Consider the following 13,077-nt stretch of genomic DNA (forward strand, 5'->3'; position numbering starts at 1 on the left):
GGAATCCCCATGACTCTCACCCAGCAGGACATCGACCGGGAAATCGCCGCCGAGCACGCCGCCTACGAGAAGCGGCTCGCCGACGGCGCCCCCGTCGAGCACCAGCCGCGCCGCGACTACGCGCCCTACCGCTCCTCGGTGCTGCGGCACCCCAAGCAGCCCCCGATCGGCATCGACGTCTCGCAGGACCCGGAGCTGGTGGAGCTGCACTCGCCCGCCTTCGGGGAACGGGACATCACCGGGATCGACAACGACCTGACCCGGCAGCACAACGGCGAGCCGATCGGCGAGCGGATCACCGTCGAGGGACGGCTCCTGGACCGCAACGGCCGTCCGCTGCGCGGTCAGCTCGTGGAGATCTGGCAGGCGAACTCGGCCGGCCGCTACGCCCACCAGCGCGAGCAGCACGACGCGCCCCTGGACCCGAACTTCACCGGCGTCGGCCGCACCCTGACCGACGACAGCGGCTTCTACCGCTTCACGACGATCCAGCCGGGCCCCTACCCCTGGCGCCAGCACCTCAACGCCTGGCGTCCGGCCCACATCCACTTCTCGATCTTCGGCACGGCGTTCACCCAGCGGCTCGTGACGCAGATGTACTTCCCGAGCGACCCGCTGTTCCCCTACGACCCGATCATCCAGTCGGTCACGGACGACTCGGCTCGCCAGCGGCTCGTCGCGACCTACGACCACAGCCTGTCCGTACCGGAGTTCTCGATGGGCTACCACTGGGACATCGTGCTCGACGGACCGCAGGCCACCTGGATCGAAGAAGGACGCTGACCAGCCATGACGAAGATCGACCCCAGCCGTCCGGAGACCGTGCTGCCGACCCCGTCGCACACGGTCGGCCCCTTCTACGGCCACGCCCTTCCCTTCCCCGGCGGCGGCGACATCGCACCCGTGGGCCACCCGGACACCATCACCCTCCAGGGCTACGTCACCGACGGCGCGGGAGATCCGCTGCCCGACGCCTTCGTGGAGCTGTGGAGCGCCGACCCGGACGGCAACGTCCCCCAGGTCGACGGCTCGATCCGGCGCGACCCCGCGAGCGGGGGCTACCTCGGCCGCAACGGCGTGGAGTTCACCGGCTGGGGCCGGATCCAGACCGACGCCAACGGCCACTGGACCGCGCGGACGCTGCGGCCGGGCGCGCGCGGGCGCAGCGCCCCGTACATCAGCGTGTGCGTCTTCGCGCGCGGGCTGCTCGTGCACCTGTACACGCGGATCTACCTGCCGGACGACGAGGCGGCCCTGACCGCCGACCCGCTGCTGGCCCGGGTGCCCGAGGAGCGGCGCGACACGCTGATCGCGCACCGGCAGGGCGAGGGCACCTACCGTTTCGACATCCGCCTTCAGGGCGAAGGCGAAACGGTCTTCCTGGAGTTCCAGTGAATTCTCCCGATCCGGACACCGGTCTGCTCGCCCCCGGGTGGGCGGGCTCCCCCGCCGCCGCGGCGACCTCCGACGGCGCCCACCTCCAGGCGCTGCTGGACGCGGAGGCCGCACTGACCCGTGCGCAGGCCCGTCTGGGGCTCGCCCCGCGGCAGGCGGCGGACGCGGTCACCGAGGCGGCCGACGCGGCCCGCTTCGACGTACGGTCCCTCGCCGACCGTGCGCGCGGCGGCGGCAACCCCGTCATCCCGCTGGTCGCCGATCTCACGTCGGCGGCCGGGGAGGAACACGGCCCGTACGTGCACCGGGGTGCCACCAGCCAGGACATCCTGGACACGGCGGCGATGCTGGTCGCCTCCCGCACGCTGCACCTCGTCCTCGCCGACCTCGACCGGGTCCAGCAGGCGCTGGCCCGACTGGCCGCCGAGCACCGCGACACGGCGATGCCCGGCCGGACGCTCACCCAGCACGCCGTTCCGACCACGTTCGGCCTCAAAGCGGCCGGGTGGCGGTCGCTGGCCCTGGACGCGCGGGACCGGGTCACCGCCGTACGGGACTCCCTGCCCGTCCAACTAGGCGGCGCGGCCGGGACGCTGGCCGCCTTCACCGTGTACGGCGCCGAGGACACCCGGGCCCTCACGGAGGCGTTCGCCGCGGAGCTCGGGCTCCGGGAACCGGCGCTCCCCTGGCACACCCTGCGCACGCCCGTCGCCGACCTCGCCGGATGTCTCGCCTTCACCGCCGGCGCCCTGGGCAAGATCGCCGCGGATGTGCTGGTGCTCGGCCGCACCGAGATCGCCGAGGTGGCGGAGGGCGGCGGGGGCGGTTCCTCGGCCATGCCGCACAAGGCGAACCCCGTACGGTCCACGCTGATCGCCGCCGCCGCCCGGCGCGCACCGCAGCTCGCGGCCACGCTGTACGGCTCGCTGGCCGCCGAGGACGAGCGGCCGGCCGGCGCCTGGCACGCCGAGTGGGAGCCGCTCAGGGACCTGCTGCGGCTGGTCGGCGGAGCGGCTCGGGACGCCGCCGAACTGGTCGAGGGGCTCCGGGTCCACCCGGACACCATGCGGGACCACCTCGACCTCACCCACGGACTGATCGTCTCCGAGCGGCTGTCCGCCGAGCTGGCACCCGTGCTGGGCCGGGCCCGCGCCAAGGCACTGCTGACGGAACTCGCCGGGCGGACCTGGACCGAAGGAGTCTCGCTCGGTGAACTCCTGTCCCGGGAGCCCGAGTTGAAGAACATCGACCTCGAAGAGATCACCGACCCCGCCCGATACACCGGCTCCGCCGGTGCTCTCACCGACCGTGCTCTGGAGCGACGTTGACCGACCGACTCCTCAACCACCGTGCCGAGGGGCCCGCCTCCGCTCCCCCGCTGCTGCTCGGGCCGTCGCTCGGGACGTCGTACGCCCTGTGGGACAAGGTGGCGCCGGAGCTGTCCCTCACCCACCGGGTGATCCGCTGGGACCTGCCCGGGCACGGCGGTTCGGCCGCCGACCTGATCGGCCCCGGGGCCACCGTCGGTGATCTCGCCGACCTGGTGCTGGCGCTCGCCGACTCGCTCGGCGTCGAACGGTTCGCGTACGCGGGCGTGTCGCTCGGGGGCGCGGTCGGCCTGCACCTGGCGGTGCACCACCCGGAGCGCGTCACCTCGCTGGCGGTGATCTGCTCCTCGGCCCACTTCAACGGCAGCAGGCCGTGGGAGGAGCGGGCCGAGCGGGTCCGCCGGGAGGGGATGGAGTGGTTGCTGGAGAGTGCGAACTCCCGCTGGTTCGCTGGTGGCTTCAGCGTGCCGGAGCTCCTGCGGGACCATGCCGAGGCGGCCGCGGAGGCGTACGCGGCCTGCTGCGACGCCCTCGCCTCCTTCGACCTGCGCGACCGGCTGGCCGGGATCCTCGCCCCGACCCTGCTGATCGCCGGCCGCGAGGACCCGGCGACCCCGCCGCCCCATCTGCGGGAGATCGCCGACGCGGTGCCGCGCGCCACACTCGTCGAACTCCCGGGAGCCTCCCACCTGGCCCCGGCCCAGTGCCCGGAAGCCGTCCTCACCGCAGTGCGCACCCATCTCGACGGAGGCGCCGGGCGGGGCATGGAGGTGCGGCGCGAGGTGCTCGGGGACACGCACGTGGACCGGGCGCAGGCCCGGCAGACGCCGTTCACCGCCCGCTTCCAGGACTTCATCTCACGGTACGCGTGGGGCGAGATCTGGACCGACCCCACGCTCAGCCGCCGCGAGCGCAGCCTGATCACGCTGACGGCGCTGGTCGCGCACGGCCACTACGACGAGCTGGCCATGCATGTGCGGGCGGCGCGGCGCAACGGACTCACGCCGGAGGAGATCGGAGCCGTACTGCTGCAGACCGCCGTGTACTGCGGGGTCCCGGCGGCGAACTCGGCGTTCGCCACGGCCCAGCGGGTGCTGGCGGAGGAGGCGGAAGACTGACCCCGGCAGGGGCAGGCACACGGTACGGCGGTGTGCCTACCGTGCGGGCATGTCGACCATCCTGATCACCGGCGCGACCTCCGGGCTCGGCCGTCACGTCGCCTTCGAACTGGTCCGCTCCGGCCACCTCGTCCTCGCCCACGGCCGTGACGCGGGCCGCACCAGGAGCCTGGTGGCAGAACTGCGGACCGAGGGGGAGGCCGAGGGCTTCGTGGCCGACCTGGCCTCCTTGACCGAGGTGCGCGAGCTGGGCGCGCGGGTCGCCGACGCCCGTCCCGAGCTCGACGTCCTGATCAACAACGCGGGTGTGGGCGCGGGTTCGCCCGGCACGGGCCGGGAGGTGAGCGCGGACGGGCACGAACTGCGGCTGGCGGTCAACTACTTGGCGCCGGTGGTACTGACCCGGTCCCTGCTTCCGGTGCTGCGGGCGAACACCCCGGCCCGCATCGTCAACGTGGGCTCGGCGGGCCAGGAGCCGGTCGACTTCGACGACCCCGAGTTCACCCGCGGCTACGCGGGCTTCGCCGCCTACCGCCGTGCCAAGTTCGCCCTGGCGGCCCACACCTTCGCCCTGGCCGAGGAGTTGGCGGGCACGGGAGTCGCGGTCAACGCCCTGCACCCGGCGACCTTCATGGACACGGCGATGGTCCGCGAGGGCGGCGTCGCCCCGTGGTCGACGGTCGCGGACGGGGCTCCCGGAGTGCTGGCCCTGGCCACCGGGGACCTGGGGACGGGCGGCTGGTTCGACGGGACGCGTCCCGCGCGGGCGCACGAGGGGACGTACGACAAGGAGACGCAGAAGCGCCTCAGGGCCGTCACCGACCAGCTGACGGCGGCCTGAAGGGGCCGCGTCAGCGCAGTCCGCGCCCCGTCTCCAGCACCTCCCTGGCCTGCGTCGCCAAGCCGTCCGCCCCGCACGAACGCGCGAGCGCCAGCCCCCGGTTGAGCTCGGCCACGGACCGCGCCGCGATGCCGTACTCGACCCGGGCCGCCGCGTGCTCGTACTGGCAGGGCGAGGCCTCCAGATACGCGACGGCCTGCGCGGCGAGCCGGACCGCCCGCTGCCCGGTCTCCAGCGCGGCCGCGCACCGCAGCGCCTCACCTATCGCCGTGTCCGTGCCGAGGCGCTCGGCGTGCCGGCGGACCTCCGTGGCCAGCTGGGCGGCCCGCACCGGGTCCTCGACGGCGAGTGCCCGCGCGAGATCGACCGCCCACGGCACCAGCACCGGATTGTGGTGCCCCCGCACCGCGGCCGCTTTCTCCGCGGCGTCCAGTTCGTTGATCCCGTCCTTGGTCCTGCCGACGGCCAGCAGCAGCCGCCCCCGCACGGACCGCGGATCGGGCAGCACGATCGTGGAGGGATACGGCGGCGCGAACCCGTACTGCTCGGCGATCACCCACGCCTCCTCGACATGCCCACGCGCCAGCAGCGTGTCCACGAGGTTGCAGGTCGCCGACCAGTACAGCGGCAGTCCGCGCCCCACCCGCTCGGCGAGCCGCAGCGACTCGCGCAGGCTGGTCTCCGCCTCCCTGAGCCGGCCGCGCCGGCGGTGGTTGAGACCGACGTAGGCATGGGCGAGCGCGAGGTGGCCGCCGCTCCAGCCGGCCGACTCGTAGGTGCGCAGCGCGTCGGTGTACAGGGTCTCGGCGCGGTCGAGCCGGTCCGTGAAGGCGTACGCGCTGGCCAGCATCAGCGGCAGTTCGAGGCCCCACTCGGTGTCGGTCCAGCCGAGGCCGGGCGCGAGGCGTCCGTTGACGAGGGCGCGGTCGCAGACCTCGGCGATCTCGTCGGCACTCTCGCCGCGGGCCATCGCGTCGAAGCCGCGCAGGATGAGCAGGGCCCGCTCGGAGTTGTCCCGGCCGGTGCAGGTGTCTGCCAGGGCGGCGAGGCGCTCGGAGCGGCCCGGGGAGGTGGCCTCGCCGGGGTAGAGCCCCTCCCAGGTGTACTGCACGGCCTGGAGACGGAGTCGGGCCGGGCCCTCCTCGTGCCGGGCGGCCTCCGCCTCGACCGTACGGACCGCCTCCTCCAGCTGGTTGTTGTGCATGAGCGCCTGGGACAGGCGGATCACGGCGTCCACCCGGGCGGCGCCCTCCAGGCCCGGCATGGCGAGCGCGGTCTGGAGGTGGCCTATGGTCCGGGCGGGGGCGGTCAGCAGGGTGGCGCAGCCCAGTTCGAAGAGCACGCGCGCGTGCACCTCGGGTTCCGGGGGCTCCAGCAGGGCGCGCTCCAGGCAGCGGCGGGCGGCGTCGGGAGCGCCGACGAGGAGGTGCTCGCGGGCGGCCTCGCGCAGTTGCTCGACGAGTTCCTCGTCGCCGTCCGGGTGGACCTGGAGCAGGTGCCGGGAGGCGGCCGCGGCGCCGAGACCGGAGTCGGTGACGAGCTGGGCGGCGATGCCGTGCATGGCGGTGCGCAGGGCGTCGGGAATGGAGTCGTAGACGGCGGTGGCGATCAGCGGGTGCACGAACTCCAGCTCGCCGTCGGCCGATCCGGAGTCGGTCAGGATGCGGGCGTTGCGCAGGAGTTCGGCGCACAGCGTCGCCTTGTCCGGCTTCAGGGTGGCGAGTTTGGCCACCAGGCCGACGGAGATGTCGGTGCCGAGGATCGCGGCCGCCCACGCGAACCGGGTGGCGTCGATGCCGAGTTCCTCCAGGCGGGCGACGAGTCCGCCGCCGCGGGCCGAGCGGTTCAGCTCGCGCAGTTCGCTCGCCGAGGCCTCGCTGGGCTCCATCTCGCTGTCGCGGACCTTGGCGAGGAGCTCGACGGTCTCGTACGGGTTGCCGCCGGTGACCGCCCACACCTCGCGGCAGAAGGGGGCGTCCGCGTGCCCGCCCAGGGTGGCGCGGGTCAGGCCCGCGGTGGCTTCCGGGGTGAGGGCGCTCAGGCTGGTGACGGGGTGGCCCGCGGCGCCGGCCACGGCCTCCAGGAGCTGGGCGCTCTCGGTGGTGGCCTCGCCGGGGCGCCGGGCCACCACGACCAGGACGGACAGGTCGTCCAGGCGCTCCGCGAAGGCGGCGAGCCAGCGCAGGGTCTCCTGGTCGGCCCAGTGGGCGTCGTCGACCATCAGCACCAGCGGCCAGTCCCGGCGGGCCAGCCGGCGCACCGCGGCGACCAGTCCGTCGCACACGCCCTGCGGATCGGCCTGGCGCTCGCCGGGGTCCGCGATGCCGAGGGCGGGGCCGGCGATGTCGTACCAGTCGCCGAGGTACTCCCGGGCCTCCTCGGGCATCAGCGACAGGAGGGCCGGCTGGAGGAGTTGGCGTACGACGTTGAAGGGGACGGACCTGAGGGTCTCGCCGCCGCGCGCCGACCAGACGGTGCAGCCGCGCGCCTCGGCGAGGCGGCGCGTCGCGTTCAGCAGGGCGGTCTTGCCGAAGCCCGCCTCGCCGCGGATCAGCAGCACGCTGCCCGAGGACGTGCGGCCCGCGCACAGGGAGTCGATCACCGCCTCCACGGCGGCGAGTTCCTCGTCGCGCTCCCACAGCGAGGCCGGGGCGGCCGCAAAGGGCCGTACCTCCGTCATCCCGCTACCTCCCCAAGTCGCCCGAACGACGTACAGATCTCGAGCGTAGCCGTCCCGGTGCGCGAGCGGAGGACGGTCGGGGTACCTGTTGCCTCGACGGGTGACCTGCGGTACAGGGAGGCGACGCGCTATGCCCCTGACCTGCCGTCGACAAACCTGACCAACAGTCAGTAATGGCCCGGGGATGACAAGGAGACGGCGATCCCATGGGTGCACGCCTCTCGTTCCCGGGCCCGTGCGGGAGTGACCGGCGGCGGAGCGAAGGTGCCCGGTGCGCGGTCGGCGGCGCCCGCTTCTGCCCGGGTGGTGGGCAACGCCCTTGTCACCGCCGCCCACCTCGCCACCACCGCGGCTGTGTACGTCCTTCACTGGATCCAGGCCGCCCCCTCTCATCCCTCTTTCACCGAGTGCTCATACGGTGGGGACATGACGCAGGAGACTCCCCCCGGGTGGTACCCCGACCCCGGGCAGACAAGTGACGGTCCCGCCGCCGAGCGCTGGTGGGACGGCAAGGCGTGGACCGAGCGGACCCGGCCCGCCGGATCGGCCGCCGCATGGGGTCCCCCGGAACAGGTCGCGAGCCCCGGGGACGCCGGGCCGTACCCGGGCTATCCGCCGTACCCCGCCGGGCCGCCGGGCGGGTCGCGGCGCGGTCGTACGGGCATAGCCGTGGCGGCCGCGGTCGTGGTGCTGGCGAGCATAGGCGTGGGGGTGTACGCACTGGCCGACAGCGGCAGCGGCGACGGCGGCACCTCCAACTCCCAGGGCCCGGGCGGCCAGGGCGGCCCCGGCGGCACGGGGGGCCGGGGTGGTCCCTTCGGCGGCGACGGAGGCGGTGACGGCGGCGGTGACGGCGGTTCCGAAGGCGCCTCCCCCTCGCCGCGGGGGTCCGAGGCGCCGAGGATCGAGAGCGGTTCGGTGACCGACTCCATCGACGGGATCAGCCTGCCCGTCCCGGACGACTGGTACGGCCAGGAGATCCAGGTCGGCGCGTCCGTGACCTCGAACGACTCCTACGCCTGCCCCGGCGACACCTCGGAGAAGTGCACGAAGGGCGGTGCCTACTCGGCGCCCGCCCTGGCGCTCGGCACCAAGGGCAGCACGGCCGAGGCGGTCGCCAAGGCCGACATCGGGGCGAACGCCGAGCAGTCCTACGGCGGCAAGACCTACGGTTCGATCACCTCGCACGACGTGCTGGAGTCCGGGGCCGTGACCGTGGCCGGACAGAAGGGCTACCGGGTCCGCTGGAAGGCGGTCACCAGCAAGGGCTCCGACGGCTATGTCGAGTCCCTGGCCTTCCCGTCCCCGGCGAACCCGCAGCAGATCGTCGTGGTGCGCTTCGGTGTCGACGTCGAGGAGGGCCAGACCGTGATCGACGACATCACCAAGGGGATCAAGGTGTCGACGGGCGGCGGCAGCGGCCAGCACGTCTGACGGCCGGCCCCCGGACACCGGTCGGCCGGGTGGAGCGCCTCCCCGCTCAGGAGGAACCCCACCCGGCCGGGGGGTGCGCGCCGCCCCCGTCCCCACGGTGCGGCGCGAGCAGGTCACCGTCCAGTCATCCCGTGGACGGCGGCCTGGGTCTCAGGTCAGGCCGAGTGCCGGCAGTACGGCGGCCTCGACGAAGCGGACCAGGTAGTCCGGGTCGGCGTACTCCCCTTCGATGACCGGTCGGGCACGGATGACGCCGAACATCTGGGCGGGGATGTACTCCAGCGCCGGGTGCCCGTCGGCGATCTCACCCCGGTCGACCCCTCGCTGGAGGATGTGCCGCAGGGCGGCGATCTCCGGGTCGATCAGCGCCTCGCGCAGGGCCTGCGCGAGCTCGGCGTCCTGGGTGACGGCATGGCCGAGCGCCTGGAGGAGCTTGGTGTCCTGCGTCGACCACCGGCCCGCGGCCCGGGCGGCCTCCCGCAGGTCCTCGGCGAGCGATCCGGTGTCGATCCCGTCGAACTTCGACCTGCGGCGGGAGCGCAGGGCGGCCACCACGAACTGGGGCTTGGTCTTCCACTGCCGGTAGAGGGTGGACTTGCTGCACCGGGTGCTGGCGGCGACGCCCTCCATGGTCACGGCTTCGTATCCGCATTCGCGGACCTGTTCGAGCACGGCGTCGAAGAACTCCTGCTCACGCTCGGGCGTGATCTTGGAGCGGCGCGAGGCGGCGACCGTCTCCGGTCCGTCCGCGGCCTGCGACGTCATCAGCTCTTCCCTTCCCTCGCTCCGGCGGCCGGGCTGCTGCGCGGCCGCCGCGTTTCATTCCCGGTTTCCAGTGTGTCGTATGTCAATCGATACGCCAGTGTACCGGTACCCGAGCGTATCGGTACACTGGCGTATCGGTACGAAGCCGTATCGATGAGTTCCGGAGTCCGGACGGGTCACCCCCTTGCCCGGAATCCGTACCAGCACCACCGCCAGCGAAAGGGCCGGGGGAATGAATGCCCGCACCGAGCCTTCAGAAGCGGGGCCGAGCGCCACAGCGCGGCCGCCGCTCGTCCGTGAGCTCCTGCTCGTCGTAGGACTCTTCCTCGTCTACAAGTTCGGCCGGCAACTGGTCACGGGCCACACCACCGAGGCCTACCGCAACGCCGGTCGCGTATGGGACTGGGAACGGACCCTGCACCTGCCCGAAGAAGGCTCGGTCCAGGCACTGCTGCTGCACGGCGACACCCTCGCGCACCTCGCCAACACCTACTACGCGACCGTCCACTTCCCGGCCACGGTCGCCTTCCTGGTCTGGCTGTACCTGCGGCGTCCCGCCCACTACGTCTGGGCCCGGCGCGTCCTGGCCACCGTCACCGGCGCCGCCCTGGTGCTGCACCTCGCCTTCCCGCTGGCCCCGCCGCGGATGCTCGCGGCGGCCGGACTGGTCGACACCGCGAAGGTCTACGGCCCCTCGGTCTACGGCCCGCCGCAGACCGACTCCCTCTCCAACCAGTTCGCCGCGATGCCCTCGCTGCACTTCGGCTGGGCCCTGATGGTGGCGATCGGCCTGATCGTGGCGACCCGCTCGCGGTGGCGCCCGCTGTGGCTGCTGCACCCGCTGGTCACCCTGGTCGTCATCGTCGGCACCGCGAACCACTACTGGATGGACGTGATCGTGGCGACGGCCCTGCTCGGCATCGCGCTCGCGGTCGTCGACCTACCGCGGCGCACGGCCACCACCGCGGGCCGGGCGCGGGAGAGGCTCGCCCCGGCCGGGCCCGCCGCCGAGCCCGAGAAGAACGTCCTGGTCGGAGCGGCCCGATGAACGCCACCCTGCTCGCCCTCGCCCTGTCCCTGCTCTCGTCCGTCGCCTACGCGGCCGCCGCCGTCGCCCAGGAGCGCCTCGCCTCCCGCGACCCCGGCTCCGGTGTGCTGCGGATGCTGACCTCGGGCGCCTGGTGGGGGTCGGTCGGGCTCAACGCGGCCGCCGCCCTGCTGCACGTCGTCGCCCTCAAGTACGGCCCCCTGACCGTGGTCCAGCCGCTCGGCGCCCTCACTCTGGTCGCCGCGGTACCACTGGGCGCGCGGATCGCGGGGCGCCGGGTGAGCGTGACGGAGTGGCGGGGCACCGCCTTCACCCTGGCCGGTCTCGCCGCGATCCTGGTGGCGGCGTCGGGGTCCGAGCCCGGCAAGGTGCTCAGCACGTCCGAGGCGCTGGCGGTGGCGGGGGTGACGGCGGCCCTGGTCGGTCTGCTGGCCCGTCCCGGCGCCCGGCCGGGCATACGGCACGCGTCGGCGTCCGGGGTGGCGTCGGGGGTCGCCTCGGCGCTCACCCAGACCGTGACGGTGGCCGCGACGGACCGCTCCGGGTCACTGCTCAGCGTCCAGGTGATCGGCGTGGCCCTGCTCGTCGCGGCCTTCGCCGCGGGCGGACTGCTGCTCTCCCAGACCGCCTACCGTGACGGCCTGGGCGCCCCGCTGGCGGTGGTGACCCTGGCCAACCCGGTGGCCGCCGCGGTGATCGGCCTGTCCCTGCTGGGCGAGAGTCTGCGGGGCGGCGCGGCGGGCGTGCTGCTCGCCCTGGCGGGCGCGGGCCTGGCCGCTCGGGGTGTGGTGCTGCTGACCCGGACGCCCGCGGCACCGGTCGACGAGGACCATCCCGTGGCGGCGGTCCTGGCTCTCGAACCGTCGACCGCGTCCGTGGAAAGGGCACTGCGGGACATGACGGCGCCCCGGCAGTCGGAGCCGGGGCACCTCACACCGCTGTAGGGCGGCTCAGCCGAACCCGCGGGCGTCCTGCTTCAGTGCCGTGTCCACCGTCAGGGCGGTGGCGACGACCAGGCTCAGCAGCGGCTCGGGCAGCTGGTAGTGGATCTGGAGCACGTAGTTGTCCGCGGTGGTGAACATCGTCTTGGCGAGCCCCTCCCACGTCTTGGTGATCCGGGCGACCTCGTTCTCGGTGTGGTCGACGATCGCGAAGTTCCAGGCCCGCCAGTTCTCCGCCTTGATCGCGCCGACCTGCTGCCCATTGACCATCAGCGCGAAGTTGATCTTCCCTATCATGTTCTGCTGGACGATCTCACCGACCGGCGAACCGTCCGGACGCTCCACGATCACCCGCGACTTGAAGATCTTCCCCGGCCGGGTCAGCAGCATGACCGGCTGCCCGTGGGCGTCGCGGATCTCCAGCTTGATCTTCATGAACTGGTCGATGCTGTAGAAGAACCGCACGATCTTCCGGAAGGCGCTCTGCCCGACCTGGCTGACGGCGCCGAGCTGGTTGCCGTGCTGGTCCATGACCTTGTACTCGTTGGTCAGCTCGATCAGCTTGGCCTTCTGGTTCACCACGAGCACCGGCTCGGTGAACAGCGTGCCGCCGCCCGCACCGCCCCCGCTGACCCCGGCCTGCTGCTGCACCTGACGCTGCACGCGCGGGTCGGGGCCGGCCGACTGCTGGGGTATCTGCGGCGCCTGCTGGACCGGCGGGGCCTGCACGGCCTGGGCCTGTCCCGCCCCCTGCTGGTCCTGGTGGGTGTGCTGGGTCCACTGCGCCCCGTCCCAGTAACGGAGAGTCCGGGCAGCTCCGTGCGGATCGGGATACCAGCCTGCAGGTGTGTTCGAATGCGTGGTCACCGGGGCACACTACCCCGGGACCACGGCGATCCGGCCAGGTGGACGACGGCCCCCCGGGCGGCTTTACCTGCTGATGACGGCGGGGTCGCTCACCCCCGGACGCCCGTTCTCGACATGTCCGGCAAATCGCCTGAGGAACGCCGGCTCGGCGTCGGACGTGACCGTGAGGTCGTACCAGCGACGGCTCTTGGCGAGGCCGAAGGTGTGCCGGACGGTGGCGCCGGCCCGCACGGTGAAGGTCCGTGCGGGGCCGCCGTAGCCGTTCGCCACCTTCAGACGGGCCGTCCCCGATCCCTTGTTGGTGAAGGTGAGCTCGACGTCGTCGCCGGTGTGGCGGGCGGTGACCTCGGGACCGGCGCTCCCGTTCGGCCCCTTGAAGACGCGCAGGAAGCCCGCCGGACCGTGCACGCTCAGGTCGTACGAGCCCTTGGAGTACGCCGAGTTCCAGGTGTCCGCGACGCTCTTGCCGGCCTCGGTGGTGTAACTCCAGGGCCCGTCCGTGCGGTTGCCGGAGGTCACCAGGAAGGCGGCGGCGGCCTGGGCGCCGGAGGCGAAGGTGAGGGTGAACCTGCCGTTCTTCGCGTCGACCGAACCGTCCACGCGCGGGGCGTACTTGAGCGAGCGGGCCGGGCGCCGGCCGGGCTCCTGCTTCGGCAGGGC

12 protein-coding genes are annotated in these 13,077 nt (G+C 73.2%); 8 read left to right on the plus strand and 4 right to left on the minus strand.

Going from position 1 to position 13,077, the window contains the following annotated elements; all coding sequences use genetic code 11:
* The first annotated feature begins 9 nt into the window (after positions 1-9).
* From pcaH to EHS43_RS07950, 5 genes are read left to right on the plus strand one after another with little or no spacing between them, the layout of a single operon-like run.
* A complete protein-coding gene (gene pcaH / locus EHS43_RS07930) occupies positions 10-783 on the plus strand; it encodes a protocatechuate 3,4-dioxygenase subunit beta (protein ID WP_125189819.1) in 774 nt (257 codons plus the stop codon).
* A gap of 6 nt (positions 784-789) precedes the next feature.
* On the plus strand, positions 790-1,395 hold the full coding sequence (pcaG, locus tag EHS43_RS07935; protein ID WP_125189820.1) for a protocatechuate 3,4-dioxygenase subunit alpha: 606 nt from the start codon (positions 790-792) through the stop codon (positions 1,393-1,395).
* Positions 1,392-2,723, plus strand: a complete 1,332-nt coding sequence (gene pcaB, locus EHS43_RS07940) for a 3-carboxy-cis,cis-muconate cycloisomerase (RefSeq protein WP_125189821.1) — start codon at positions 1,392-1,394, stop codon at positions 2,721-2,723. Before pcaG ends, pcaB begins: the two co-directional genes overlap by 4 nt.
* On the plus strand, positions 2,720-3,841 hold the full coding sequence (gene pcaD / locus EHS43_RS07945; RefSeq protein WP_125189822.1) for a 3-oxoadipate enol-lactonase: 1,122 nt from the start codon (positions 2,720-2,722) through the stop codon (positions 3,839-3,841). The genes pcaB and pcaD overlap by 4 nt, the downstream gene beginning before the upstream one ends.
* A 49-nt stretch (positions 3,842-3,890) precedes the next feature.
* The gene (locus tag EHS43_RS07950; RefSeq protein ID WP_125189823.1) at positions 3,891-4,682 is read left to right on the plus strand and encodes an SDR family NAD(P)-dependent oxidoreductase; all 792 of its coding nucleotides are present in this window, start codon (positions 3,891-3,893) and stop codon (positions 4,680-4,682) included.
* A gap of 10 nt (positions 4,683-4,692) precedes the next feature.
* Here the strand turns inward: EHS43_RS07950 and EHS43_RS07955 are convergent, their stop codons facing one another.
* Positions 4,693-7,362 carry an AAA family ATPase gene (locus EHS43_RS07955; protein WP_125189824.1) on the minus strand — a complete coding sequence of 890 codons (2,670 nt, stop codon included), beginning with the start codon at positions 7,360-7,362 and terminating at the stop codon, positions 4,693-4,695.
* 426 nt (positions 7,363-7,788) lie between these two features.
* Here EHS43_RS07955 and EHS43_RS07960 point away from each other — a divergent pair, with 426 nt between their 5' ends.
* The gene (locus tag EHS43_RS07960; RefSeq protein WP_125189825.1) at positions 7,789-8,796 is read left to right on the plus strand and encodes a DUF2510 domain-containing protein; all 1,008 of its coding nucleotides are present in this window, start codon (positions 7,789-7,791) and stop codon (positions 8,794-8,796) included.
* A gap of 150 nt (positions 8,797-8,946) precedes the next feature.
* On the opposite strand, the gene EHS43_RS07965 is transcribed toward EHS43_RS07960, so the two are convergent.
* Positions 8,947-9,561: a TetR/AcrR family transcriptional regulator gene (locus EHS43_RS07965; protein ID WP_125189826.1), complete on the minus strand. Its 615-nt coding sequence runs from the start codon at positions 9,559-9,561 to the stop codon at positions 8,947-8,949.
* Positions 9,562-9,793: 232 nt separating this feature from the next.
* Between EHS43_RS07965 and EHS43_RS07970 the strand changes: the two genes are divergently transcribed.
* Both EHS43_RS07970 and EHS43_RS07975 read left to right on the plus strand, forming a co-directional pair.
* Positions 9,794-10,609, plus strand: coding sequence for a phosphatase PAP2 family protein (locus tag EHS43_RS07970; RefSeq protein ID WP_125189827.1), 816 nt, complete (start codon positions 9,794-9,796; stop codon positions 10,607-10,609).
* Positions 10,606-11,553 (plus strand): hypothetical protein, encoded by a 948-nt coding sequence (locus EHS43_RS07975; protein ID WP_125189828.1) that lies wholly within the window; start codon positions 10,606-10,608, stop codon positions 11,551-11,553. The genes EHS43_RS07970 and EHS43_RS07975 overlap by 4 nt, the downstream gene beginning before the upstream one ends.
* A 6-nt stretch (positions 11,554-11,559) precedes the next feature.
* Here EHS43_RS07975 and EHS43_RS07980 read toward each other — a convergent pair whose 3' ends face one another.
* Positions 11,560-12,417, minus strand: coding sequence for a phospholipid scramblase-related protein (locus EHS43_RS07980; RefSeq protein ID WP_125189829.1), 858 nt, complete (start codon positions 12,415-12,417; stop codon positions 11,560-11,562).
* 63 nt (positions 12,418-12,480) lie between these two features.
* The coding region (locus tag EHS43_RS07985) for a phospholipase domain-containing protein (protein WP_125189830.1) at positions 12,481-13,077 on the minus strand (597 nt) is incomplete at its 5' end.

It is taken from the genome of Streptomyces sp. RP5T (assembly GCF_003933965.1).
GTDB lineage: Bacteria > Actinomycetota > Actinomycetes > Streptomycetales > Streptomycetaceae > Streptomyces.